Annotated in this window: 22 protein-coding genes and 2 pseudogenes; 12 read left to right on the top strand and 12 right to left on the bottom strand. The window is 66.7% G+C overall.

From position 1 onward, the window contains the following. Window positions 1–5 precede the first annotated feature (5 nt). Together DK26_RS04035 and DK26_RS04030 are read right to left on the bottom strand one after the other, a co-directional pair. Window positions 6–1,418, bottom strand: a complete 1,413-nt coding sequence (locus DK26_RS04035) for an amidase (protein ID WP_066468512.1) — start codon at window positions 1,416–1,418, stop codon at window positions 6–8. Between the two features lie 169 nt (window positions 1,419–1,587). Beyond that, the gene (locus tag DK26_RS04030; RefSeq protein ID WP_066468509.1) at window positions 1,588–2,817 is read right to left on the bottom strand and encodes a M20 family metallo-hydrolase; all 1,230 of its coding nucleotides are present in this window, start codon (window positions 2,815–2,817) and stop codon (window positions 1,588–1,590) included. Window positions 2,818–3,002: 185 nt separating this feature from the next. Between DK26_RS04030 and DK26_RS04025 the strand changes: the two genes are divergently transcribed. Beyond that, window positions 3,003–4,415 (top strand): MATE family efflux transporter, encoded by a 1,413-nt coding sequence (locus DK26_RS04025; protein WP_066468507.1) that lies wholly within the window; start codon window positions 3,003–3,005, stop codon window positions 4,413–4,415. Between the two features lie 182 nt (window positions 4,416–4,597). On the opposite strand, the gene DK26_RS04020 is transcribed toward DK26_RS04025, so the two are convergent. Beyond that, window positions 4,598–6,691, bottom strand: a complete 2,094-nt coding sequence (locus DK26_RS04020; protein ID WP_066468503.1) for a methyl-accepting chemotaxis protein — start codon at window positions 6,689–6,691, stop codon at window positions 4,598–4,600. Between the two features lie 420 nt (window positions 6,692–7,111). On the opposite strand from DK26_RS04020, the gene DK26_RS04015 reads away from it, so the two are divergent. The 4 genes from DK26_RS04015 to DK26_RS04000 all read left to right on the top strand — a co-directional run bounded on the left by DK26_RS04015 (window position 7,112) and on the right by DK26_RS04000 (window position 10,755). After that, entirely contained in the window at window positions 7,112–7,867 is a 756-nt protein-coding gene (locus DK26_RS04015) for a L,D-transpeptidase (RefSeq protein ID WP_083532947.1), read from the top strand. Continuing rightward, entirely contained in the window at window positions 7,836–8,489 is a 654-nt protein-coding gene (locus tag DK26_RS04010; protein ID WP_066468502.1) for a HutD family protein, read from the top strand. The genes DK26_RS04015 and DK26_RS04010 overlap by 32 nt, the downstream gene beginning before the upstream one ends. A 95-nt stretch (window positions 8,490–8,584) precedes the next feature. Beyond that, on the top strand, window positions 8,585–9,889 hold the full coding sequence (locus tag DK26_RS04005; protein ID WP_066468501.1) for a UDP-glucose/GDP-mannose dehydrogenase family protein: 1,305 nt from the start codon (window positions 8,585–8,587) through the stop codon (window positions 9,887–9,889). Between the two features lie 98 nt (window positions 9,890–9,987). Further along, window positions 9,988–10,755, top strand: coding sequence for a DUF2076 domain-containing protein (locus DK26_RS04000; RefSeq protein WP_083532964.1), 768 nt, complete (start codon window positions 9,988–9,990; stop codon window positions 10,753–10,755). Between the two features lie 204 nt (window positions 10,756–10,959). Here the strand turns inward: DK26_RS04000 and DK26_RS03995 are convergent, their stop codons facing one another. Continuing rightward, the gene (locus DK26_RS03995) at window positions 10,960–11,541 is read right to left on the bottom strand and encodes a TetR/AcrR family transcriptional regulator (RefSeq protein WP_066468800.1); all 582 of its coding nucleotides are present in this window, start codon (window positions 11,539–11,541) and stop codon (window positions 10,960–10,962) included. A gap of 54 nt (window positions 11,542–11,595) precedes the next feature. Between DK26_RS03995 and DK26_RS03990 the strand changes: the two genes are divergently transcribed. After that, window positions 11,596–12,288, top strand: coding sequence for a DUF4336 domain-containing protein (locus DK26_RS03990; protein ID WP_066468497.1), 693 nt, complete (start codon window positions 11,596–11,598; stop codon window positions 12,286–12,288). 144 nt (window positions 12,289–12,432) lie between these two features. On the opposite strand, the gene DK26_RS03985 is transcribed toward DK26_RS03990, so the two are convergent. The 3 genes from DK26_RS03985 to DK26_RS03975 form a co-directional block, all read right to left on the bottom strand. Beyond that, on the bottom strand, window positions 12,433–13,236 hold the full coding sequence (locus DK26_RS03985) for an LssY C-terminal domain-containing protein (protein WP_157089496.1): 804 nt from the start codon (window positions 13,234–13,236) through the stop codon (window positions 12,433–12,435). A gap of 130 nt (window positions 13,237–13,366) precedes the next feature. Next, window positions 13,367–14,188 carry a L,D-transpeptidase gene (locus DK26_RS03980; RefSeq protein WP_066468493.1) on the bottom strand — a complete coding sequence of 274 codons (822 nt, stop codon included), beginning with the start codon at window positions 14,186–14,188 and terminating at the stop codon, window positions 13,367–13,369. Between the two features lie 165 nt (window positions 14,189–14,353). Further along, window positions 14,354–15,808: a polysaccharide biosynthesis C-terminal domain-containing protein gene (locus tag DK26_RS03975; RefSeq protein WP_066468492.1), complete on the bottom strand. Its 1,455-nt coding sequence runs from the start codon at window positions 15,806–15,808 to the stop codon at window positions 14,354–14,356. Between the two features lie 194 nt (window positions 15,809–16,002). On the opposite strand from DK26_RS03975, the gene DK26_RS03970 reads away from it, so the two are divergent. The 4 genes from DK26_RS03970 to DK26_RS03955 all read left to right on the top strand — a co-directional run bounded on the left by DK26_RS03970 (window position 16,003) and on the right by DK26_RS03955 (window position 18,998). Further along, window positions 16,003–16,767: a sulfite exporter TauE/SafE family protein gene (locus DK26_RS03970; protein ID WP_066468490.1), complete on the top strand. Its 765-nt coding sequence runs from the start codon at window positions 16,003–16,005 to the stop codon at window positions 16,765–16,767. Window positions 16,768–16,833: 66 nt separating this feature from the next. Then, window positions 16,834–17,331, top strand: coding sequence for a GNAT family N-acetyltransferase (locus DK26_RS03965; protein ID WP_066468488.1), 498 nt, complete (start codon window positions 16,834–16,836; stop codon window positions 17,329–17,331). Next, window positions 17,328–18,170, top strand: a complete 843-nt coding sequence (locus DK26_RS03960; RefSeq protein WP_066468486.1) for a DMT family transporter — start codon at window positions 17,328–17,330, stop codon at window positions 18,168–18,170. The genes DK26_RS03965 and DK26_RS03960 overlap by 4 nt, the downstream gene beginning before the upstream one ends. Before the next feature lie 117 nt (window positions 18,171–18,287). Then, entirely contained in the window at window positions 18,288–18,998 is a 711-nt protein-coding gene (locus DK26_RS03955) for a DUF930 domain-containing protein (protein ID WP_066468484.1), read from the top strand. 39 nt (window positions 18,999–19,037) lie between these two features. On the opposite strand, the gene DK26_RS03950 is transcribed toward DK26_RS03955, so the two are convergent. Further along, window positions 19,038–21,242 carry a methyl-accepting chemotaxis protein gene (locus DK26_RS03950; RefSeq protein ID WP_066468482.1) on the bottom strand — a complete coding sequence of 735 codons (2,205 nt, stop codon included), beginning with the start codon at window positions 21,240–21,242 and terminating at the stop codon, window positions 19,038–19,040. 399 nt (window positions 21,243–21,641) lie between these two features. Next, window positions 21,642–21,941, bottom strand: a pseudogene (locus DK26_RS29575) (hypothetical protein); the annotation flags it as partial. On the opposite strand from DK26_RS29575, the pseudogene DK26_RS03945 reads away from it, so the two are divergent. Then, window positions 21,873–22,016: pseudogene (locus DK26_RS03945) on the top strand (helix-turn-helix domain-containing protein); the annotation flags it as partial. The pseudogenes DK26_RS29575 and DK26_RS03945 sit on opposite strands and share 69 nt — an antisense overlap. A gap of 6 nt (window positions 22,017–22,022) precedes the next feature. Here the strand turns inward: DK26_RS03945 and DK26_RS03940 are convergent. From DK26_RS03940 to DK26_RS03930, 3 genes are all read right to left on the bottom strand, one after another. Next, a complete protein-coding gene (locus tag DK26_RS03940; protein ID WP_066468478.1) occupies window positions 22,023–22,439 on the bottom strand; it encodes a DUF1801 domain-containing protein in 417 nt (138 codons plus the stop codon). A 40-nt stretch (window positions 22,440–22,479) separates the two neighbouring features. Further along, window positions 22,480–22,965 carry a PaaI family thioesterase gene (locus tag DK26_RS03935; protein ID WP_066468476.1) on the bottom strand — a complete coding sequence of 162 codons (486 nt, stop codon included), beginning with the start codon at window positions 22,963–22,965 and terminating at the stop codon, window positions 22,480–22,482. A gap of 132 nt (window positions 22,966–23,097) precedes the next feature. Next, window positions 23,098–23,553 (bottom strand): MarR family winged helix-turn-helix transcriptional regulator, encoded by a 456-nt coding sequence (locus DK26_RS03930; protein ID WP_066468475.1) that lies wholly within the window; start codon window positions 23,551–23,553, stop codon window positions 23,098–23,100. Between the two features lie 313 nt (window positions 23,554–23,866). Here DK26_RS03930 and groES point away from each other — a divergent pair, with 313 nt between their 5' ends. Continuing rightward, window positions 23,867–24,154, top strand: coding sequence for a co-chaperone GroES (gene groES / locus DK26_RS03925; RefSeq protein ID WP_066468473.1), 288 nt, complete (start codon window positions 23,867–23,869; stop codon window positions 24,152–24,154). The last annotated feature ends 20 nt before the right edge of the window (window positions 24,155–24,174 follow it).

Genomic DNA, 24,174 nt, shown 5'->3' with positions numbered 1-24,174 from the left:
CCTACCTAAACCGTTTCAATCGGCGCATCGACGCGTGCGAAGGGGCGTAGGGCCTCGAATGCAGCCGCCGCCTGCATCACCAGAAAATCGCTTCCGTAGGGTCCGATGATCTGCAAACCGGCAGGCAACCCGGCCGTGGTGAGGCCGCAGGGCACCGAAGCAGCCGGGGCCTGGGTGATGTTGAACGGGTAGGTGAACGGGGTCCAGCGGGTCCAGTCCTCGCCATAGGCGCCATCGGCCGGCGTGTTTCGCCCGACGGCGAAGGCGGGCAGCGGCAGGGTCGGGGTCAGCAGCAGGTCGAAGCGTGCATGAAATTGCGCCATGTGCAGCGCCAGCGCATTGCGGCGGTTGAGCAGCACGTCGACATAGGTGGCGCCATCGATGCGCTCGCCGGCTTCCGCAACCGCAACAAGGCCGGGATCCATCTGCGCGCGTGCCTCTGGTCCGGCGCTGCGCAAGGCGAGCGCTGCGCCAGCCGACCAGAGCGTCATCAGCGTATCGATCGGATCTTCAAAGCCCGGATCGACCTCCTCGACGCTGGCGCCTAGTTCGCGAAAGGCCAGGGCTGCGCTGTGCGTGAGCGCCGCGATCTCCGGATCTACAGGCACGTCGATCCCGAGCCTGGGCGACCAAGCGATACGCAGCCCGCGCACGCCGGCCTCGAGGCCATCGGTGAAATCAGACGGCATATCCGGCATCGCAGTCATGTCGCGTTCGTCCGGCCGGCCGATCGCGTTCATCGCCAGCGCGGCGTCGCGCACCGTGCGCGTCAGCGGGCCGAGATGGGCGAGGAATCCCATGACCGAGATCGGCCAGGCCGGGACCCGGCCATAGCTCGGCTTGAGGCCGAAGACGCCGGTGAAGGCGGCAGGGATGCGCACCGAACCGGCACCGTCAGTGCCGAGATGAATGCAGCCGAGATTGAGCGCAGCTGCCACGGCCGCGCCCGAGGACGAGCCGCCCGGACCGGTCGCAATGTCCCAGGGATTGCGGGTGATGCCCGAGAGCGGCGAATCGCCGACGCCCTTCCAGCCATATTCCGGCATGCTGGTCTTGCCGAGGAAGACGCAGCCGGCCTCGCGCAGGCGGGCGACGGCAGGCGAATCGGCGGCAAAAGGCGCGTCCGAGGCGACCGCCGAGCCACGGCGCATCGGCCAGCCAGCGACGCCGAGATTGTCCTTGATCGTCACCGGCACGCCATCGAGCGGCCCGAGCGCCTCGCTCTTCAGCCAGCGCGCCTCAGCAGCCTCGGCCATGGCGAGCGGAACCTTGTCGTCGCGCACGACGAAGGCGTTGACCTGCGGCTCGAAGCGCTCGATGCGCGCCAGCGCCTCCCTGGCGACCTCGACGGGTGAGAGCTCGCGGGAGGCGTAGAGCGGCCCGAGTTCGGCGGCGGAAAGGGAGGCGATGGCGGTCATGGCAATACCCGTTAGAAGGATCGAATCGAAACCTCACCGTCATCCTGGGCAAGCGGCTTCAGCCGCGCAGACCCGGGATCCATCGTAGAACTCGGCGCTCTACGATGGATCCCGGAACTCCGCTTCGCTGCGTCCGGGATGACGGAGGAGAGCATGAACAATCTGGCAATCAGGCGTTGGCGGCGCGCCATGCGGCGCTGAGCAGGACATTGGCGCCCGCGACCATGTCCTCGTCGGTGCTGAGCTCAGCCGGGTTGTGCGAGAGCCCGCCGATCGAGGGGATGAAGACCATCGCCGTCGGGCAAAGCCGCGACATCATCTGCGCGTCATGGCCGGCGCCCGAGATCATCCGGCGGATCGGCAGGCCGAACTCGGCGGCGCTCGCCTCGACGCTGGCGATCAACTCCTCGGCGAAGGGCGTCGCCGGGAAGCGGGCGAGATCGCGGAAGCTGATCGCGATGTCGTCGCGCGCCGACAGTTCGGCGCAGAACTTCCGCACGGCTGCCTCGGCCTCGGCGAGCGGCGCATCCAGTGGGTTGCGCAGATCGAGCGTCATCACCACCGTCTCGGGCACGACGTTGACGTTGCCGGGCTGGACGCGGATCACTCCGGAATTGGCGAGCTGGCCGGGAATGGTGCGGGTCAGCTCATTGGCGAATATGTTGATCCTGGCGGCTGCGAGGCCGGGATCCTTGCGGTAGCGCATCGGCGTGGTGCCGGCATGGCTAGGCCGCCCGGTCAGGGTGAGTTCGAGCCAGGTGATCGCCTGGATGCCGGTGACGGCGCCGAGTCCGCCGCCCTCGCTCTCGAGGACCGGGCCCTGCTCGATATGCATCTCGAGATAGCAATGGGCCTTCAGGAAACCCGGCTGCTCGGGGCCGTGATAGCCGATGCGCGCCAGCTCGGTGCCGAGCACCGCCCCGTCCGCGTCCTTCTCGGCATGAGCTGCCGCGACGCTCATGCCGCCGGCCCAGACATAGGAGCCGAGCATGTCGGGATGGAAGCGGGCGCCCTCCTCATTGGTGAAGGCGATCACCGCCATGTCGCGTTTCGGCTGCAGGCCAGCGTCGCGCAAGGCCGCGAGCACCTCGACGCCGGCGATCACGCCGAGCGCCCCGTCGAAGCGCCCGCCGGTGCCGACTGTGTCGATGTGCGAGCCCATCACCACGGCCGGCCCGTCCTCCTGGCCCTTCAGGATGCCGACGATGTTGCCGATGGCGTCGACCTTCACGTCGAGCCCGAGCGCCTGGAGCTGGCCGACCAGCCAGTCGCGCCCCTGCTTGTCCTCGTCGCTGAGAGCCAGGCGGCGGCAGCCACCCTCTGGCGTCGCGCCAATGCGCGAAAGCTCCGCCAGTCGCGACACCAGCCGCTCCCCATCGATCCGCAGGTTGGTGCTCATCTCGTCGGCGCTCCGTGGCAGGCATGGCATCGGTTCGGACATGCAGCAGGCAGGAAGCGGGCCGCGCGCGCAAGAGGCTGAATCGGCGACGTGGCGCGGAGCGAAGGCGCGTCACGCGCAAGGCGCCGCCTGCCACGGCACCAGAGGGGCTGTTAAGCGGCTGGCTGCCCAGATAAAAGGCAGCCATGTCACAGATCGCGCTTCCGATGCGGCCGGCGAGCCCCTGGCTCACCGAGGTCAAGGCCATGCTGGCGTTGAGCTGGCCGATGGTGCTGACCAATGTCGCGCAGACGGCAATGACGGCGACCGACGTGATCATGATGGGCCATCTCGGCCCCGACTCGCTGGCGGCTGGCGCGCTCGCCTCCAATCTCTATATGGCCTTCCTGATCTTCGGGATCGGTGTGATGGCGGCTGTCGCGCCGATGGTCGCTATCGAGCTCGGGCGGAACCGGCATTCGGTGCGCGATGTGCGCCGCACGGTGCGCCAGGGCTTCTGGGTCGCCGCGACCATGGCCGGGCCGATGTGGCTCTGCCTCTGGCAGGCCGAGACGATCCTCACCGCGATGGGCCAGAACCCGGCGCTGGCGAAGGCCGCCGCCTCCTATCTGCATACGCTGCAATGGGGCCTCCTGCCCTTCTATCTCTACCTTGTGCTGCGCGGCTTCCTGGCGGCGCTGCAGCGCCCGTTCTGGGTCTTCGTGACCGTGCTCTTCGCGGTCTGCTTCAATGCCTTCGCCAACTGGGTGCTGATGTTCGGGCGGCTCGGTTTTCCGGCGCTCGGCCTGCCCGGCTCCGGAATGGCGACGGCGTTGGCCTCGACCCTGATGTTCGCCGGCCTCGCCATGGTGGTCTCGCTCGACCGGCGCTTTAGGCGCTACCACCTGTTCGGGCGCTTCTGGCGGCCGGACTGGAGCCGCTACCGCGCCTTCTGGCGGATGGGCCTGCCGATCGGGATCACCGTCGGCTTCGAGGTCTGGATCTTCAACGGCGCCGCCTTCCTGATGGGACTGCTCGGCCCGACCTCGCTCGCCGCCCATGCCATCGCGATCCAGATCGCCTCGCTGTGCTTCATGGTGCCGATGGGCATCGGTCAGGCCGGAACGGTCAGGGTCGGGCATGCCTTCGGCGCCGGCGACAGGGAGGGCATTGCCCGGGCCGGCGCGACCGCGCTCGTGCTCGCAACCGCCTTCATGTGCTTCACCGCGCTGCTGATGCTGCTGGTCCCGCACTGGCTCGTCGTGCCGTTCCTCGACGCCAGCAAACCGCGCGCCGCCGAGGTGGCGCAGCTCGCCATGCTGTTCCTGTTCTATGCAGCGATCTTCCAGATCGTCGACGGCATCCAGGTGGTCGGCGTCTCGATCCTGCGCGGGCTTCGCGACACGCGCGTGCCGATGCTCTTCGCCGGCCTCGGCTATTGGGGCATCGGCCTGCCGCTCTCGGCGGCGCTCGGTTTCCTGACGCCACTCGCCGGCATCGGCATCTGGATTGGTCTCGCGACCGGTCTTGCGATCGTCGCCGTGCTGATGCTGACGCGCTGGTTCGCCCGCGAGCGCCTCGGCCTGGTCCGGGCGGCGACGGCCACCGACGCTAGCTGATCCTGCGGCGAGGCCGCCTCCCCTGCGGCGCTGTCCTCGGCGATAACGACGAGACTCGGCCGGGGTCAGACAGCCGGCACGGCTTCCAGCATGAAAAAAAGGCCGCTCCCGGTGGGAGCGGCCCTCGATCAGCTTTTGCTTGAGGCTTGGGCCGGCTCGATCAGGAACCGGCCTGTCGCACCTCAGAATTCTTCCCAACCGGCATCGCCCTGGCGGGAATTGGCGACCTTGCGCATTGGTGCGGCCGGACGCGGCTCGCGGCGCGGAGCCACCTTCTGCTGGGCGAAGGCGGCCTCGGCGAGCTGACGCAGGCGCTGCGGCTCGCTATCGGTCTCGCTCGCGGCAGCGGCTGCAGGGCGGGACTGCGGCGCCGCGAATGGCGCTACCGAGGCCGACCCGCCGGTGCGGAAGCTCGCGACCAGGGCGTTGAGCTCGCCGATCTTGCCCGAGAGCGAGCCCGCCGAAGCCGCGCTCTGCTCGGCCAGGGCGGCGTTCTGCTGGGTCATCTCGTCCATATGCGCCACGGTCTGGCTCATTTCCTCGATACCGTTGGCCTGTTCCGCCGAAGCGGCCGCGACTTCCGACACCGTGGCCTGGACCTTGCGCGAGGCCTCGACGATGCGGGTGAGCGCATCGCCGGCCTGGCGCACCAGCTTCACGCCGGCCTCGACTTCGGCGTTCGAGGAGGAGATCAACCCGGAAATATCCTTGGCCGCCTCGCCCGAACGCTGTGCCAGCGTACGCACCTCCGAGGCGACGACCGCAAAGCCCTTGCCGGCATCGCCGGCCCGCGCTGCTTCCACCGCGGCGTTGAGCGCGAGCAGATTAGTCTGGAAGGCGATGTCGTCGATCACTCGGATGATGTCCGAGATCTTCTTCGAGGCCTCTTCGATGCGCGCCATCGCCGACACCGCCTCGTTGACGATGCCGCCGCCGTCCTGGGCGACCTGCATGGCCTCGCCCGCCAGGACGACGCCCTGCTGGGAGGCCTGCGCCGAGGCCTTGACGGAAGCCGCGAGCTCTTCGGTCGTGGCGGCGCTCTCCTCCAGCGACGAGGCCTGCTCCTCGGTGCGCTTCGAGAGATCGTCCGCCCCGGTCGCGATCTCGCGGGCAGAGAGCCCGACATCCCCGGCGGTCGCCTGGATGGTGCGCAGCGTCTGCGAGAGCTTCTCGCCGGTCTGGTTGATCGCGTCCTTGAGATCGGCGAAGCGGCCGCGATAGGCGCTGTCGACCCGGTGGGTCAGGTCACCGGCGGCGATCGCCTGCAGCGCCTCGGCGAACTCGGTCGTCGCCGCGTCGACAACGCGGTTGATCTCATTGATCCCTGCGACGAGCTTCGCCATCTCCGCATCGGCGTCGTCGAGCGCAAGGCGCGCCGAGAAATCGCCGGCCGCCGCAGCAGCGACCACGGTGCCGACATCCGAGACGACGAGAGCCATCGATTCGGCCCGCGCGAGGCGCTCTTCGGCGGCCGCCCTCTCCTGCGCCTGCAGGAGCGCGACCTGCTCGGTGCTCTGGCGCAGGACCGCGAGGGCGCGCGCCATGGCGCCGATCTCGTCCGCACGCTTGGTATGAGGAACCTCGATCTGCGTGTCGCCGGCCGTGACGCGGTCCATCGCGCCGCCGAGATCGAGCAGCGGCCGCGTGATCGAGCGCTGCGCGAAGAGCATGGCGGCAGCGAACGAGGCGAGCAGGGTCGAGAGCAGTACCACCGGCAGAATCCACTGGACCTGCCGGGTGAAGCTCGCCGCTTCCTCGGCAAGTGCCTCACCGACCGCCTCGTTGCGCTTGGCGAAGGCGACGAGATTGTCGTTCAGGGCCCGACGATTGGCACGGTTGAGGTCGTTATTGCCCTGTTCGTCCGCCGCAGCGGTCGAAACCTCACGTCCGAGCCTGATCGTCTCGGCACGGAAGGCGATGAACTCGTCGACCGACTTCTGAACCTTCAGGGCGCCTTCCTTTTCGGAAACCGGCACGCGGGCGACGAGATCGGCGGCGAGCTTGCGCATCACCGGGAAGCGCGCCTCCTTCGTCTTGGCGAAGGGCTCGGCCTCCTTGGCAGTCTTCGACATGTAGATGCCGCGGGAATCCATCACCACGGCGAAGACATTCGTGTTGATTCGTTCGGTCAGCAAGGTGATCTCACCCTGCACGTCAGACCGCGCATTGAGGTCCTGGGAGCGCGAAAGCGCATAGAGGCTGAGGCCAGCCGAAAGCACCGAACCCAAGGCTATGATGCCGAGCATGGCCAGTATCTTGAAGCGGATCGATTTCATCGCGTCTTACGTCCCCAGCCCGAGCTCGCCGTGCCCGAGAAACAACAGCATTTTGGACGCGGAATGCGCCTAACGTCCAAACGGCGAAACAAAACATTGCCGGAAACGCTTAAGTTCAGCTTAAAATTGCTTACATCTTGGGCAATTCAAGTCGGAGCAGCCCATCTTCCTCGCAATACGGTTCAGCTCGCCCGTCTGGCCTTGGCAATGGCGTCAGCCTCCCGCTCGGTCATGCACTGAGCGCATGCACGACTGTTGCAACGAAGACACGCATTGCAGCCGCCTTGATTTCGCCATCTCGTCTTCACCCGAGCGCCATGCGAAGCCGTGAAGTGAAAGACGTCCGCCGGCCGTAGTTCGTTGGAACCAGCCGGCAAATCGAATGTTATCGCCCGTAGTTTCGCACCAAGAGCCGAGTTCATGCCCTCCCGCCAGCCTGCCGCCTCCGCCCTGCTCTCCCGCCGTCGGTTCGTTACCCTCGCCTCCGCGTTCGCGCCGGTCGCGCTGACTGGTTGCATCAGCACGTCGCAGCAGCCCTATGAAGTGAAGGGAGCGATCCATCACAACGCAGCTTTCCTGTCGATGTATGATGAGCGGCCGGACGAGAGCTTTCCGCTGCCGGCAACCGATATTTCCGAGGTCGAGACCCGCTTTCTGCGCCAGGAAGTGAACTACCGCACCAATGAGGCGCCCGGCACGATCATCGTCGACACCTCCGCGCGCTATCTCTACCTCGTGCGCGAGAACGGCCGCGCCATCCGCTACGGCATCGGCGTCGGCAAGCAGGGCATGTCCTGGCGTGGCCGCGCCACCGTCGCGCGCAAGGCGGCCTGGCCGCGCTGGACCCCGACGGCGGCGATGATCAAGCGTGAACCGGAAAGGAATGCGCGCTGGGCCGGCGGCATGGCCGCCGGGCTGGAGAATCCACTCGGCGCGCGCGCGCTCTACCTCTACCAGGGCAGCCAGGACACGCTCTACCGCATCCATGGTACCAGCGAGCCGTGGTCGATCGGCAAGGCCGTGTCTTCCGGTTGCATCCGCCTGTTCAATCAGGACATCATCGACCTGCACAGCCGGGTGCCGACCGGCACGACGGTGGTGGTGCTGAACCGCAACCCATCGAACGAACCGCTCCTGGAGACGGATGCTCCCGCACCCGACGACGACTTCATCTGATCGCTCGCTGCCCGACGGCCTTGCGCTGACGCGGCTCGACCCGGCCGATTACGGGCGCGCGCCCTGGAAGAACGGCGGCGGTGTCACGATCGACATCGCCGCGCGCTATCGCGACGATGCGGTCGCCGGCTCCTGGAACGGGCTGGTCTGGCGGCTCGGCCGCACGGCGATCGTGACGCCGGCGCCCTTCTCCGACCTCACGGGCCATGATCGCCAGCAGGTCGTGGTCGCCGGCCGGGGGCTGGTGCTCGACACGCCCGGCGGCGAGATCGACCTGCGCGAGCCGTTCCGTCCGATCGCCTATGATGGCGGCCTCAGCATCGTCAGCCGGCTCGAGGACGGGCCGGTGGAGGTCGTCAACCTGATCGCCGACCGCAGCCTCGCCAGGATCGGGCTCGCTGTTCTGCAGGAAGGCTCGGCGCTCTTCCTCCAGCCAGGCACGCATATCATCTACGCGGCGGCCGGCCCGCTCGCCTTCGAGGTCGAGGGCAGCCCGACCCCGCTCGCGCACGACCAGGCGCTGCGGATCGACGCGGCGCGGCCGCTCAAACTGCGCGGCGAGGCCGGGCGTGGACTGATCGCCTCGATCTATCCGACGGCCGAGGAAGCGCCTTCGGCCTGAGCCTCGCGCGCTGCGCGTTTTGCCAGGCGGCGGATTTGCTATAGGGGCTGCGCCAGCCGGCGGGCCTGCCGGTCAACAGGGTGAGTGTGCGCCGCATGCGCGTGACGATGATCGGTTCGGGCTATGTCGGCCTGGTTTCGGGAGCATGCTTCGCCGATTTCGGCCATGAGGTGATCTGCGTCGACATGGACGCCGGGAAGATCGCGGCGCTCAATCGCGGCGAGATCCCGATCTTCGAGCCGGGCCTCGACGATCTCGTCGCGAGCAATGTCCGCGCCGGCCGGCTCTCCTTCACCACCGAGCTTGCGGCCTCGGTGCGCGGTGCCGAGGCCGTCTTCATCGCTGTCGGGACGCCCTCGCGCCGCGGCGACGGCCATGCCGACCTATCTTACGTCCATCAGGCGGCGCGCGACGTCGTCGCCGCGATCGAAGGCTTCACGGTCATCGTCACCAAATCGACCGTGCCGGTCGGGACCGGCGACGAGGTCGAGCGGATCATGCGCGACGCCCGGCCGGATGCCGATTTCGCAGTGGTCTCGAACCCGGAATTCCTGCGCGAAGGTGCCGCGATCGCCGATTTCAAGCGTCCGGACCGGATCGTGATCGGGACCGAGGACGAGCGCGCCCGCAAGGTGATGGAAGAACTCTACCGGCCGCTCTATCTCAATGCCGCGCCGCTGCTGTTCACCGCGCGGCGAACCTCCGAGCTGATCAAATACGCCGGCAACGCGTTCCTTGCGACCAAGATCACCTTCATCAACGAGATGGCGGATCTGTGCGAGCGGGTCGGCGCCAATGTGCAGGAAGTCGCGCGCGGCATCGGCCTCGACAATCGCATCGGGTCGAAGTTCCTGCATGCCGGCCCCGGCTATGGCGGCTCCTGCTTCCCGAAGGACACGCTGGCGCTGATCAAGACGGCGCAGGACATGGAAAGCCCGCTGCGCATCGTCGAGACCGTCGTCGCGGTCAACGACCAGCGCAAGCGCGCCATGGCCCGCAAGGTCGTCGCCGCCTGCGGCGGCTCGGTGCGTGGCAAGCGCATCGCCGTGCTCGGCCTCGCCTTCAAGCCGAACACCGACGACATGCGCGAAGCGCCCTCGCTCGCCATCATCACGGCGCTGATCGATGCCGGAGCGCACGTCGTCGCCTTTGACCCGGAAAGCATGGAGAGCGCCCGTCCGCTCCTGCCCGAGATCGAATACGCACCCGACGCCTATTCCTGCCTCGAAGGCGCCGATGCGCTGGTGATCGTCACCGAATGGAACGCCTTCCGCGCGCTTGATCTGGAGCGCGTCAAGGCGGCCTTGCGGCAGCCGGTTGTGGTCGATCTGCGCAATGTCTACCGCTCCAGTGAGATGCGCGAGCGCGGCTTCGACTACGTCAATATCGGCAACGCCTGAGCCGAAAATTCCCCGGGGTCGCCTTGATAACGTCATAGGGCTCCACCACCTCTCGCATGGCAGGGCAACCGCCCTGCCCAACACGAGAGGAGATGACGATGACGCCGCAGGAACGCGACGTGATCGCCGGGATTTTCGACCGCCTGCGCCAGGCGGCCAATCAGCCCCGCGACCCCGAGGCTGAGAACTTCATCGCCGAGCGGCTGCGCGAACAGCCCTACGCCGCCTATGCGATGGCGCAGTCGATCTATGTCCAGGAACAGGCCCTCGCCAACCTGCAGGCCCAGGCCCAGCAGCTTCAGGCCGAGGTCGAGGAACTGCGCCGCCAGCCGGCCGCAGCCCCCGCGCCGGCACAGTCGGGCGGCTTCCTGTCCGGGATCTTCGGCGGCGGCGCGAGCCAGCCGGCCCGCAGCGGCTCCGTGCCATCCTTCCCGCAGCGCGCCGCGCCGCAGCCCGCCTCCCCGATGCCGGCCTCGCCGCCCTGGGGCGCCCAGCCGGGCCAGCAGGGCATGGCGGCCGCGCCTGCTCCCGGCCCCTGGCAGAACCAGCAGGCTCAAGCGCCGGCGCGCGGCGGCTTCATGGCGAGCGCGCTGACGACGGCGGCCGGCGTCGCCGGCGGCATGGTCGCCGGCAACATGCTGATGAACGCCTTCGGTGGCAGCAAGCCCGCAGCATCGGAGGCGAAGCCGGCTGAGGCCAACGCGACGCAGCAGAACGAGACCGCCACGGCTGAGAATGCACAGCCGGCCTCGAACCAGTCCTATGAGGATCCCGGTCACAGCTACCAGGAGCCGAGCTACCAGAACGCCAGCAACGAGGGCTATGACGACGGCTCGAGCGGCTTCGGCGACGACGAGTGGGCGTGAGCCGTGGCTTCGTAGCCGTTAGATGAAACGGAGAGGCCCGCCCGGCAACGGGCGGGTCTTTTCTATTGTGCTGACGCGCCCGGACGGCCGATGCGGCGAATGCTCGGGATGGGGGCCGAACAGACAACTTTTGGGCTGGCGGCGTGCAAAGCTGCCACTCGATGTCGGTTCCGGCCGATATCGAGATAGGCACGGCAACGCGGCTTACTGCGATGAACGCTCGCCAATGCCTTCAACCACGATACGGATGAGGCGTCTGATCTCGTCCTCGGCGAAGCGCCGTCCGGCGAGAACTGAAAGCATCGCTTGCCCATAGATGCCAAGCAGGACGAGCGCCATGAAATTGGGGTCATCATCCCTGCGAATGACCCCTTGGCTCTGGCCGAGCACCAGGATGTCCCTGACAAGCCGCTGGAACGATGGCCGGTCGGGAGGCGGCTCGAGGGCTGGCCTTTCGGCAGGAGCGAGCGCCAGCTTTGCAAGCGAAGGATTCGCCAGGCACCAATACGCGCTGTCGAGGAGGACACCTTCGAGCAAATGAAGCACGCCTTCTCCCGCCTTCATGCGATCGCGGTAGGGCGCATCATTTGCTTCCACGCGGGCTATGAGCTGCGAGGCGATTTCGTCTTTCGAGGCGAACAGGTTGTAGACCGTCTTCCGGGTCAGGCCGGCACGGTTTGCGATTGCCTCAACCGAGGTAGCAGGAAACCCCATTTCCCGAAACGCCGCGTTGGCCGCATCGAGGATGAGGAGCCGGGATCGCTCGGTTCGTTTGGGGGTTGCCATACTTATACAATTGTATAAATTTATACCGATGTAAATATTTATCAGGAGCCCCACGTGTTGAAGGCGTTCGGTCCGAACATCTGGATCGCGGAGGGGCCGATGGTAGAGGCGGCGGCCGGATTTCACTATCCAACGCGAATGGCCGTCATCAGGTTGACCAATGGTGATCTGGTTCTTTGGTCGCCGACCGCGCTCTCGGATAATCTTCGCGCCGAGGTCGGGGCCTTGGGGACGGTGCGGTATCTGGTTGCACCCAACTCCCTGCACCACACATTCCTTGGGGATTGGCAGCGGGCATATCCTGACGCCAAGGTCTACGCGCCGCCAAGCCTGCCAGAGAAACGCACGGATATCAGGTTCGACGCCATATTCAGTGATGGCCCGGTTGCGGAATGGGCGGGGGAGATCGACCACGCGATCATGTGGGGCAACCGGATCACCACAGAGGTTGTTTTCTTCCACCGTGAGAGCAGAACGGCGATCTTCACCGATCTTATTCAGCAGTTTCCGCGCGGATGGTTCAGGGGGTGGCGGGCCCTCGTTGCCCGGCTAGACCTGATGGTCGCGGAGGAGCCGGCGGTGCCACGCAAATTTCGGGTCGCCTTCACGGACCGCCGTGCCGCTCGCCAGTCTCTCCAGCGCGTTCTGACATGGCCCACGGACAAGGTGGTCATTGCCCATGGCCCGCTGATCTCCAATGACGGGCAGGCGTTCCTGCGCCGGACGTTTCGCTGGCTGGCTGATTAGAAGACGCCCGACGGCTGGCCGCGAGATCTTCTAATTTGCACACCCCATTGGTTGCTCAATGTCCGCTTTCTGCTTGAGCTCTCGAACCCGCAATGGCCGCAATGGTCGAAATCCGACCGCTATTCTTCGAGCAGAAGGCCGCGCTCAATTCCCTAATGCATCGCCGACGCCGTGCCAGATCTGGTCCTTCAGCGCGATGAGCGGCGGCGCGGGGATAGCCGCAGGCGGCTCGGCGCGCCTCACGCCGTCAGCTACCAGGGTGGCGATGTGGATCTCGCCATCGGTGTAATAGGGATCGCCTTCGCCATTGCGGCCGAACAGTGTCGGGCCCACCCCGGAGATCTGGAAGACGTTCTGGACCATGCCGGCCTTGCCGAGATCCTGCATCAGCAGGTCGCGCTCGGCGTCAATGTCGGGCGCGATGTGGTGCGTCACCTGTCCGGTATCATGGCTGAAGCCGACGCCGCGGTCGAAAGTAATCGAGCCGAGCCAGACAGGCCGCCCGTCGCTCCCCTTCTCGAGGACCATCCAGAAGCGCACATGGTGCCGGCGATCCGCGCTGGTGCCGGCGGGCTTCTCGAAGGCGAGCTCTTCCTTCTTCCCCTGATAATAGAGCGGGCTGACGGGCGCATCGCGATACGGCCGATCGAGCACCACGCTGCCGACGATCTCGAGGCTCGTGCGCAAGGTGATCGGGTCGGCCGGGTACCAGCCCGCCGCATGCATCGCGCGCAGACCATCTTCCTTGGTACCGACGAAGCCGACATTGAGCGCGTCGCCCGGAATGCCGCTCGCAGTGCGCGTCACCATGGGCAGCGTGGCAAGGCCGGGCTCGCGCTCATAATGGCGCCACAGCAGCGGCAGCAGCAGATAGGCGAGCAGCAGGTAGCCGGCCAACGAAGCCGCCAGAACGCGCCACCAGCGTCGCCTGCGCCTGATCTGTCCCATGTCCGGCATCAGCTCGATGGCAAATGTTGCATTCAGCGCCCCCAGCGGAGGAGGCTCGCTGGCTGCTCAGGCTAATCCCCGGCGCGCCGCGCCCGCAATCAGCAGACGCGGCTTTCGAGAACCGCCGGCCTCAGATCACCAACACCTTGGCGCCGACGCGGACCCGCCCGTAGAGGTCGACCACGTCGTCATTGGTCATCCTGATGCAGCCGGAGGAGACCGCCTGGCCGATGGTGTTCGGTTCGTTGGTGCCGTGGATCCGGTAGAGCGAGGAGCCGAGATAGAGCGCGCGCGCGCCCATCGGGTTGTCCGGCCCGCCATTCATGAAGCGCGGCAGGTCGGGGCGGCGCTTGAGCATCTCGGCCGGCGGCGTCCAACTCGGCCATTCCGCCTTGCGACTGACCGTCTTCATGCCGGCCCAGGAGAAGCCGGGACGGCCGACGCCAATGCCGTAGCGCAGGGCGCGCCCACCGGGCTGGACCAGGAAGAGGAAGCGGCGCGGCGTGTCGATTATGATGGTGCCGGGCTTGTGCGGGCCGTCATAGGCGACTTCCTGCTTCTGGAAGCGCGGATCGACGACGCGCTCGATCGGCCGCTCGGCGGGCATGGGCTGGCCGAGGGCGGCGCTGCGGCGCTCCTGGCGTTCTTGGCGCGGCTCGAGCGGATCGCCATAGACGGGCACGGCCGGCTCGTAGTCGGAAAGCCGGCGGGTCGGCTGCTGACCATAGGCGCCGCGCGCCGGCCGGTTGTAGACCGCCCCGCCCCTGCCGTACTCGGTCGGGTCGCGGCCGGTCATCATCATCTCGATGAAGCCACCGCCATAATTGCCGCCGCCCCGGGCCGCCGCCACCGTCGGATCGGCCGGGCGCCAATAGGTCTGTGCCTGGGCCTGGCCGGCGCTGTGGACCACCCCTCCGACCAAGGCGAGGGAAACGAGACGGATCGAACGCATGACGCAACTCTCTCGACACAATGTCCGAAGGAGCCTGGCCAAGGCCTTGCAACGAATGGTGAATTGTTGCCTCTGACGCACCGGAATGCCGGTAAAAGCAGGCAATTCCCCATATTAACCTTAGCGATCGCCAAGGGAACGCGGTGAATCAAATCTTGCTGCCGTTCAGCCCTCGATGCCGCCTTTCGCCACCGCGCGGCGCATCTTGCGCGTGACGAGCCAGAGCTTCAGCAATGTGCGGCAGCGGGCGATGTCGAAAGCCAGCACCAGCCCGCCATAGACCAGCGCGCCAATTACCCCCTGCATGAGCAGTTCGAGTGCCGGCGGGAAGCGCCCGGAGAGCGGCCAGACGAAGGCCGCCATGACGGCGGCGGCAACGAGGGTGAGCCCGATGTCGCGTCCGGGCGGCCAGACCGGCAATGCGCGCAGCGCCGCCCAGCCGGTGATCGCGAGCACGACGACGAAGCCGACCGCCTGGCCGAGTGCGAAGCGCTCCGGCCCCAGCACCGCGGCAGAGCCGAAGACGATGGCGAGATTCACCGCGAGCCCGAAAGCGGCAGCGAGCGTCGCCATGCCGGTGCGCTTGCCGAGCAGGAAGACCGGATAGAGCCCGGCGACGAAGATCGTCAGCGCCAGGAAACCCGGCAGCAGCAGCACCATATAGGCCGAGAAGTGGCCGTGGAAATTCGCGGGGACGAGCAGTTTCTCGAAAGCCGGCAACACCAGAAAAAGCCCGACCGCCACCGGCAGCGCCACCATCAGCACGATGATAAGGTTGGCGGCGATGCGCTTCTGCGCCGCCCGCCGGCCCTTGGTCTCGTCGAGCCTGAGGATCTCGCGCAGCAGTACGATCTCGAGCGTCGCGCCCAGCGTCCCGAACAGGCGCAGCCCCATATCGGCGGCGAGCGAGAAATAGCCGGCCTCGGCGAAGCCATAGGCATCGGCGAGCAGCGAGCGGTTGAGCAGCGGGATCAGCGAGTAGATCGCGTTCGCCCCGACCAGTGGCAGCGCGTAAACCGCAAAGCTCCAGGCGAGGTCGCGCCGTGCCGCCGACCAGGCGAGCGGCGCATCGGCCAGTTGCCGGCGCACCGCCAGCAGGGCGGCCATGACGCTGATCACGCCGCCGAACATCACGATGGTGGCATCGCGCATCCACCAGGCGCCGCCGACCATCAGAAGCAGCGCCAGCACGTTCTTGACAATGATCAGCCTTGCATAGGCGGCATCGAGGAAGCGGGCACGCGCGATGGCGCCATGATAGTCGAACAGGCCGGCGCAGATGCCGCCCGCAACCGAGGCCGCAACCAGCATCGCCGGCAGTTTGAAGTCGATCCCGACGACGAAGGCCGCGACCAGCAGGCCGGATAGCGCGATGGTCATCCCGGCCGCCAGAACGTCGAGCGTCGCGCGGATTTCGGGCTGGGTCTCGCGCGTCTTCAGCGAATAGAAGCGGACGGCCGACAGCCGGATCCAGTCGAGCAGCGCGGTGTTGAGCAGCACGATCAGCGCCGCCCCGATGGCGTAGCGCCCGAACTCGGCCGGCCCGAGAAAATAGGCGATCAGCAGGCCGAGAGCGAAGTTCAGCCCGGAATTGATCACGAAGGGCAGAAGAACGGTCATGACGCCATCGCCAGGGGCTGAGCCGACTCAACGCCGGATGCGCAGCGGCGCGCCCTTCCCGCCTAGAGCATGTTCCGCCAAAGTGGAAACCACTTTTGCGGCCGGGACAGGCTCAAGACATTGATTTGGCGCGCTTTCCAAGCCAAAGCCGCATCCGCGGGCTGCGTCGGCCGGCGTGAGGATGACGAGGCCTGATGCCGACCGATCCGCTGTTCTACCTCGTCGGCTGGGCAACGACGCTGCTGATCGCCATCGGCAAGGGCGCTTTCGGCGGCGGCCTCGCCATTCTCGGCGTGCCGCTGCTCGCGCTCGTCGTCGAGCCGCTCCAGGGCGCGATCATCGTCGCATTGCTGGTCGCCGGAATGGACCTGTTCGCGATCCGCGCCTTCGGCGTCGCCACCTGGTCGAAGCCCGATCTCGCCTGGCTGATGCCCGGCCTCGTTACCGGCATAGGCATCGGCTACGCGATCTTCCTGATGGTCGACGCCCGAATCGTCACCCTGATCATCGGCCTGACCACGCTGAGTTTCACCGCGCACTGGTTTCTGCGCGGACGCCTCGCACCGCCCGGAACCTTGCCGGTTTCGCCGGTGCTCGCCCTCGGCGCCGGCGCGGCGTCGGGCTTCACCACCTTCGTCGCCCACGCCGGGGGACCGCCGGTCGCGATGTATCTGCTGGCTCGCGGCCTCTCCAAGACCAGCTTTGTCGGCACCACCATCGCGATCTTCATGCTCGGCAACCTGCTCAAGCTGCCGCCCTATCTTTCGCTGGCGCTAAAGCAGCCCGGCCTGCTCTGGGGCGCGCTCGCCCTCGCACCGGCGGCACCGCTCGGCGTCTGGCTGGGGCGCTGGCTGCATGACCGGCTCGACCAGAAGCGGCTGTTCTTCGCCTGCTATCTGCTGCTCGCCGCGGCGGCGCTGAAGCTGACGGCCGACGCGGCACTGGCATTGCTGCGATAGGAGCATGGCGGGCGAGCGGGCACGCCATCTTTGCAGCCGACGCGATTGGCCCTAAGCGCATTGAACATGAGCCTTCCGCCGCTTCGTGACGCCACCGACGCCGATTCCGAACTGCTCGCCGCGCTCGTCGCCGCGAGCTTCGCCGAGTATCCCGGCTGCCTCTTCGACTGGTCCGAGTTCCCGGAACTCCGGCGACCAGCCAGCCATTTCGCAGCAAAAGGCGGGCGGCTCTGGGTGGCGGAGAGCGATGGCGGGCGCATCGTCGGCTCTATCGGTGTCGCGCCTGTCCCAGGGCAGGACGCCGTCGAACTGACCAAGGTCTATGTCGATCCGCAGTTTCGCGGGGCCGGGCTGGCGCAGGCGCTGTTCGCACGCACCCTCGCCTTCGCCCAGGAGTGTGGTAGCGCCGAGATGATGCTGTGGTCGGACACCCGCTTCGCCCGTGGCCATCGCTTCTACGAGAAGCTCGGTTTCCGGCGCTGGCCGGGCGAGCGCTATCTCGCCGACATCTCGGCGACCTGGGAATACCATTTCCGCAAGCCGCTGGCCGACATCAGGACATGACGCCCGGCACTGCGCTGCGCGCCATCTTCGGCATCGCCCTGCTGACGCTGATGGATGTGGTGATCAAGGCGCAGATGCAGCAACACCCCTTCATCGTGGCGCTGTTCATGCGCTTCGCGATGGGCGGTGTGTGTGCGCTCGCCGTCGTCGCGTTCCTGCGTCCGGCGGCGCCGACGCGGGCGAGCGTGATCGGCAACAGCCTGCGCATCCCCGTCGTGGTGATGACCGCCGGCAGCTTCTTCTACTCGGTGTCGACGCTGCCACTGGCGGAGGCGCTGACGCTCTCCTTCCTGGCGCCGGTCTTCGTCGCGCTGCTCGGTGCCCTGATCCTCAAGGAACGGCTCGACGGGCGCATCCTCCAGGCGCTCGGCTTCGGCATCGCCGGCATGCTGGTGATGGTCTGGCCACGACTGCAGGGCGGCGTCACAGGCGCCGAGCTCGGCGTCGCCGCCGCGCTGTTCTCGGCTGTGTCCTACGCCTTCAACCTGATCCTCCTGCGCAGGATCGCGCTGAAGGAGCATCCGGCGATCATCGTGCTGTTCCAGAACGCCGGGCCGGCGCTCTGCCTCGTCATCCCGGCCTGGCTCTACTTCGTGCCGATGAGCGCTCGGGATCTGGCGGCCTACTTGCTTGCCGGCGCGCTCGGCGTCGGCGGCCATCTCTTCCTCACCTCGGCCTTTGCCCGGGCCCCCGCGTCGCGGCTAGCACCGATCGAGTACACGGCCCTGATCTGGGCGAGCCTGCTCGGCTGGCTCGTCTTCTCCGAAGTGCCGCCGCTCACGACCTATGCCGGGGCCTTGCTGATCGTCGCCGGTGCCCTCGCCGTCAGCCGGCGCTAGGTCCGGCCGCAAAATCGCCGGCTTGCTGGGCCTTCTGCCCCGAGCCAAGCAGATCGGACGGCGCCAGTGACAATGATCCCCGTCGCCGACACCTCTTCCGCGAGCTGGCGCTGAGGCATGCGGGACGCGGGCCGCCAGCGAAACGCAACCGGCCTAGGCGGCATCACCGCATCGCTTTGCTTCCACTTCGCCCTGCTCGCAGCGCTTCTGACACTTTCCCGCTTCGAAAGTCTGCCCTCGCCACCGGAAGAGGGCATTTCGGTCGATCTCGTCGCGCCGGACGAGATCGCACCATCGGCGGCCCAGGCGGCGCAACCGACCCCGGCTGTCGCGGCGCCGCCCCAGTCAGCGGCACCGCCTGACAATGAACCGCCCGCCCCTACCGCGCCAACGCCACCCGTCGAGCCGGAGACCCTGCCGGCTCCCGCGCCGAAGACGCCAGCGATGATCACGGCACAAAAACTGTTCTCGGAAGGCGTTCTGGCCAATCCGCGCAGCCGGCAAGCCCGGCAGGCATTGGCGCAACTCGAGGGCAGCGAGCGTATCGAGCAGCTCTGCAATCTCGAGGCGATGAGCCAGATCCATGCCTGGAAGGCGGATCTCGAGCCGGACCGGGTCGTCGCCTACGCCATGAGCCGGGCCAGATTGGCTGGGAACGCTCTGCAGGCGGGAGGCGCCGCCTTCCGCAGCCGCAGGCAATGGTACAATCTCAGCTATCGCTGCGAACTGGCGGCCGGCGGCACCAAGGTCGCAGGCTTCCAGTTCCAGGTCGGAGAGCCCGTCCCGCGGGCCGTCTGGGCGGCGCATGAGCTGCCGCCCGAGCATTGAGCACCGGCAGGTGATCGCAACCCGCCGGTGCCCGGTCTCTCAGAACTCCTCGAACCCGGCGACGCTGTGGGCACCCACCGCGATCTTGCGCGGCACCTTCGTGGCCCTCGCAGCGGCGGGCTTCTCATCGTAAGCCGCCGCGGCTGCGGCGAGTTCCCGCAGGCGCTGCAATCCCTGCGCAGGCGTTGCTGCGCCAACGACAGGTGCCGCCCAGCTTCCGGGAGCCGGATCGCGGCTGGTGCGGAAGGCCGCGACCAACTCGTTGAGCTGGCCGATGCGGTTCGACAGCGAGTTGGCGGAAGCTGCGCTCTCTTCGGACAACGCAGCGTTCTGCTGGGTCATCCCGTCGAGATGCGCCACCGCCTGGCTCATCTCCTCGATGCCGCTAGCCTGCTCGCCGGAGGCCGTCGAGATCTCGGAGATGGTGGCAGCGACGTTCTGCGACGCTTCGAGGATGTGGGTCAGCGCCTCGCCGGCCTGGCGAACCAGCCTGACGCCATCGCTGACCTGGGCGTTGGACGAGGAGATCAGCTCGGAGATGTCCTTGGCCGCCTCGCCCGAGCGCTGCGCCAGGGTCCGGACCTCCGAGGCGACGACGGCAAAGCCCCTGCCGGCATCGCCGGCGCGCGCCGCCTCGACGGCAGCATTCAGCGCCAGGAGATTGGTCTGGAAGGCGATGTCGTCGATCACGCGGGTGATGTCGGAGATCTTCTTCGAAGCCGTTTCGATCCGGGCCATGGCCTCGACCGCCTGCTCGGCGATCAGGCCACCGCTCTCGGCCGTACGCATGGCCTCCTCGGCAGTGGCCGCAGCCTGGCGCGAAGCTTCGGCGGACGCCTTGACCGAAGCCGCGAGCTCCTCGGTCGTCGCGGCCGTTTCCTCGAGCGAGGAGGCCTGTTCCTCCGTACGCTTCGAAAGATCGTCCGCGCCCATATGGATCTCGCGCGCGGCGAGACCGACATCGGAGGACGTCGCCTGGATCGTGCTCACCGTCTCGGAAAGGCGGCGCACCGTGTCGTTGATCGCGGTCTTGAGATCGGCGAAGCGGCCGCGATAGGCGGTCTCAACACCTTGCGTCAGGTCCCCGCCAGCGACCTGATGCAGGACGGCGGCAAATTCGGTGGTCGCGGTATCGACGACGGCGTTGATCTCGTTGATGCCGGCGACGAGCTTCTGGATCTGCTCGTCGGCGTCCTCGACCTGAAGGCGGGCAGAGAAGTCGCCGGCGGCGGCGGCGGTCACGACTTCGCCGACATCGGCGACGACGCGGGACATAGCCTCGGCGCGGGCGACGCGCTTCTCCGCCTCGGCGCGCTCCTTGCGCTCAAGCTCGCGGATCTGGACGAGCTTGTCGCGGAAGACCAGCAGGGCGGAGCTGACGGCGCCGACCTCGTCATCATGCTTCGCCGCCGGGATCGGCGTTTCCAGGACACCGGCGGAGAGCCCCTCGATGCTGGTCTTCACCGCGGCGAGCGGCTGGGTGACGCGCCTGACGATCAGCACGGCCGAGCCGATCAGCAGCAGCACGAGTGTGCCGAGGAGCGCGTTGAGGACAAGTTCGAGCCTGCCCATCTGGGCGTTTGAATCCTCGATGGAGCGCCGCGTGCGGGCCTCGACGAGCTGGAAGAACTCATCGACCGGCTTCATGATCTCGGCCTTGAAGCGATGATAATCGGCCGAATGCAAGAGATCGCGGGCGAACTTGAAGTCAGGCTCGCCCTGGACCGTGAACTTGCCGTAGGTTCCTTCGAACAGCCCCTTCACCGCGTGCATCGCCCGGGTTTCGAGCGCGACGAGACCGTCTGACCGCTCCTGGGCCTGATCGAGCTTGGCGAACTCGGCGGCGGTGAAGCCGGCCTCCTTCATCGCGGTCAGCAAGGCCTTGGTCTCGCCGGGACCACGCGGACGCTGGCTGTTGTCGAGAACGAGGTCCCAGTAGATGCGATGCGGTGCGACCGGGCGCGCCTTCTCGCCGGCGCGCATGGCGGCAACCTCGAGATACTGCGCCTCATAGCGCCGGTCGCCGGTGATCGCGAAAGTGCGCGCGAGACGCGTCAACTCGTCGGAGCTCTGACGAAACTCGTCGGCCAGGAGATAGGAGGCATGTTCCTGCCGGTAGGCTTCGGCAACGGCTTTCGCCGCACGCTGCTCGCCATACCAGGTGGCACCGATGGCGACGAGAAGCAGGGCATAAACCCCTGCCAGCCCGACGAAAATTGTCCTGAGCGATCGGTTTAGGAACATCGACGTCTTTACTCCGGCGCGCATTGGATCGTGAGCGGCGCGCGTTACACACTGCCCAAGAATGCGCCATCCGCAGTTAACGGTAGATAAAACTGCCGCCGATTCGATGTATACACTTCCGTTCTGCAAAGCTAAAATTGCGGTAGCCAGCTAAATTTACTCAAATAGAGCAAGATTTAAAATTCTTTAAACGTCCAATAACTCGATCACTTACTTCTAGAACGAAACAGATTCATCGACAGGAGCGACCCGTCTATATCCACGCAAGACGCAGAGTCATGTCAGATCACCGACGCTCCGAGATCGCCCGACTATCTGCGGGATAGGCGTCTGCACATCATGTAGCAGTCGATCGGCGGCGTCGGATCACACCGCCCCTCCCGATCATCGCAGCTGCGCCTATCCGCAATAGGCTTCCAGCCGGTAGCCGTCGGGATCGACGACGAATGCGGCATAATAGCCCGGCCCATAGGCCTCGCGCAGGCCGGGCGCACCATTTCCGAGCCGCCCGCAGCCAACGCTGCGGCGTGGAATGCATCGACGCTGGCATGTGTCGGCGCTGGCATGTGTCGGCGCCGTGAAGCAGAAATGCAGATTGGAACGCATCAATATCTGCTGCGCACCCGCCTGCACCGCGCCGCCGTCGCGCTGCGTCGAAGCGACCTGCCGGTCGCCGAGATCGCCTTCGATTGCGGCTTCGGCGACCTTTCGACCTTCAACCGCCGCTTCAAGCGGGTGATGGGCGCGAGCCCCACCGCCTATCGCGGCGCCTGAGCGGCGCTAACGCTTTGCCCAGCGGTGATAGGTCAGCGCGAGCGCTATGCAATGCGCCAGCGGCTCGGCGGGTAGCTCGCTCCCGATGTCGAAGATCAGCGCCCGGTTGTCGTCATAGCTGAACCGCTCGGGGTAATGGCGCCTGAACGTCTCGATCAGACTCGTCTGGCAATGAACGTAGAGCGCGTAGTGCGTCGAAGAGCCTTTCAGCGCGCCGGCCCGCACGGTCGTCCCAATTCTCGGGTGCTGCGGCAACCAAGCGGGCTCGCCCCATTTCAGCGTTTCCGTCAGCGGGCCGATCTCACGATTGCTGGTTGCGACGTCGAGGATCGTCTGGCGCAGGCGCAGCATGGGTAACTTAAGCGGCTCCGACAGCGCCCGGAACCTGGCCTCCACAGCCGCGTCGGCAAATGGCGCGAACATCCCGATCCGCTTCTGTTCTCAGACAGGTGCGCGGAGCTGTTCAGCGCCCGCCTCCTGCCTTTGCACCGAAGATCATGCAGGTCTCCGTGCCATGCGCCAGCAATTTGCCGCGACCATCGAGCAGCCGCCCTTCGGTGGTCGCGATCGTGCCGCCGCGATGGATCAGCCTGCCCTCGCAGCGAACCTCGCCGCTTTCGGGCATCACCGGGCGGACATAGTTGAGCTTCATCTCGAGCGTCGTGTAGCCCTCGCCGACCTTCAGCGTCGAATGGGCGGCGCAGGCCATGGCGGAATCGAGGATCGTCGCGGTCCAGCCGCCATGAATCGTGCCGAGCGGATTGAAGAAGCGCGGCGAGGGCTTTCCGACGAAGACCACCCTGCCCTCCTCGACCTCGGCGAGATCGAAATCCATCGCATCGGCGAAGGGCGGCCCGGGATGGCGCCCCTCCAGAATGCCGCGCAGGAAGGAAACCCCGTCCTCCGCGAGCAGGACATCACGGCTGACGACACCGACGCTGCGGGACATGGGCAAGGCCTCTATCAATTTAGTGTAGATACACGATAGAAAGGAAGCTGCAGCCCGGTCAAGCGTTGGCGCGAGCTTCGCCACGGGCAGAGCGAAGCCCTGCCCGGCATCTCCCTTGCCAGCCTCTCTCGATCAGACGGTCTGCCGGGCGGCACGCCGGACCGCCTTCAGGGCATCGCGGGTCTCGCCCCAGCGCTCGCGACCGAGCCCGCCCTCGATCCGGTCCTGCGCCGCGCGCCAATAGGGGATCGCCGCCTCGATGGCGGCGCGGCCCTTGTCGGTGACGGCATAGACCAGCGCCCGGCCCTTGCAGTCGACCGGCTCGATCAACTGTTCCGCCGCCAGCAATTGCAGGTTGCGGGTCAACGAGGTGCGCTCCAGGGCAAAGCGGTCGGCCAGCTCCGTCACCGAGCGCCAGGCGCCGGTTGAGAGCGCCGAAAGCAGCACGAACTGGGTGATCTTGAGGCCGCTCGGCCGCATCGCCTCGTCATAGGCCCGGGTGACCGCGCGCGCCGTCATCCGCACATGCAGGACGACACAGGAGCGGGCGATCTCGTCGAGGCGCGGGTCGGGCTTGGGTGTGGTCATTACGGCAGGATAGTTCATTACGCGGAAAAGTGGGAACCGGATTTTAGCGGGCGAAGAAACTCTAAGCTCATAGAAACGATCACGTTTTCGGCGCACCGCCTGCCGCTCCGGCATGCGGCACGAACGCACGGGTCCGCAGGCATGAGCGACGCATTCACCTTTTGCACGGAGGCTTCCTTGACTCGGGAAAGGGGCACGCCTATCTCCGCCGTGCTCGTTAGCACTCACGTTAGGAGACTGCTAACAGGCACCCATAACGGGCCAGCCTAGCGCCAGAGCCCGCCCAGAATTTGACCGAGAGGAAGACAGAACCATGAAGTTCCGTCCGCTGCATGACCGCGTTGTGGTCCGTCGCCTTGATAGCGAAGAGAAGACCAAGGGCGGCATCATCATCCCCGACACCGCCAAGGAAAAGCCCCAGGAGGGCGAGGTCGTGTCCGTGGGCCCCGGCGCCCGCGACGACGCCGGCAAGCTGGTCGCGCTCGATGTCAAGAAGGGCGATCGCGTCCTCTTCGGCAAGTGGTCCGGCACCGAGGTCAAGATCGACGGCCAGGATCTCCTGATCATGAAGGAATCCGACATTATGGGCGTCATCGGCTGATCAGCCTGACGACCCTTCAA

Origin of the sequence: Allobosea sp. WAO (assembly GCF_001509835.1) — a bacterium.
Classification (GTDB): Bacteria; Pseudomonadota; Alphaproteobacteria; order Rhizobiales; family Beijerinckiaceae; genus Allobosea.
This window is presented reverse-complemented; position numbering and strand designations above follow the sequence as displayed.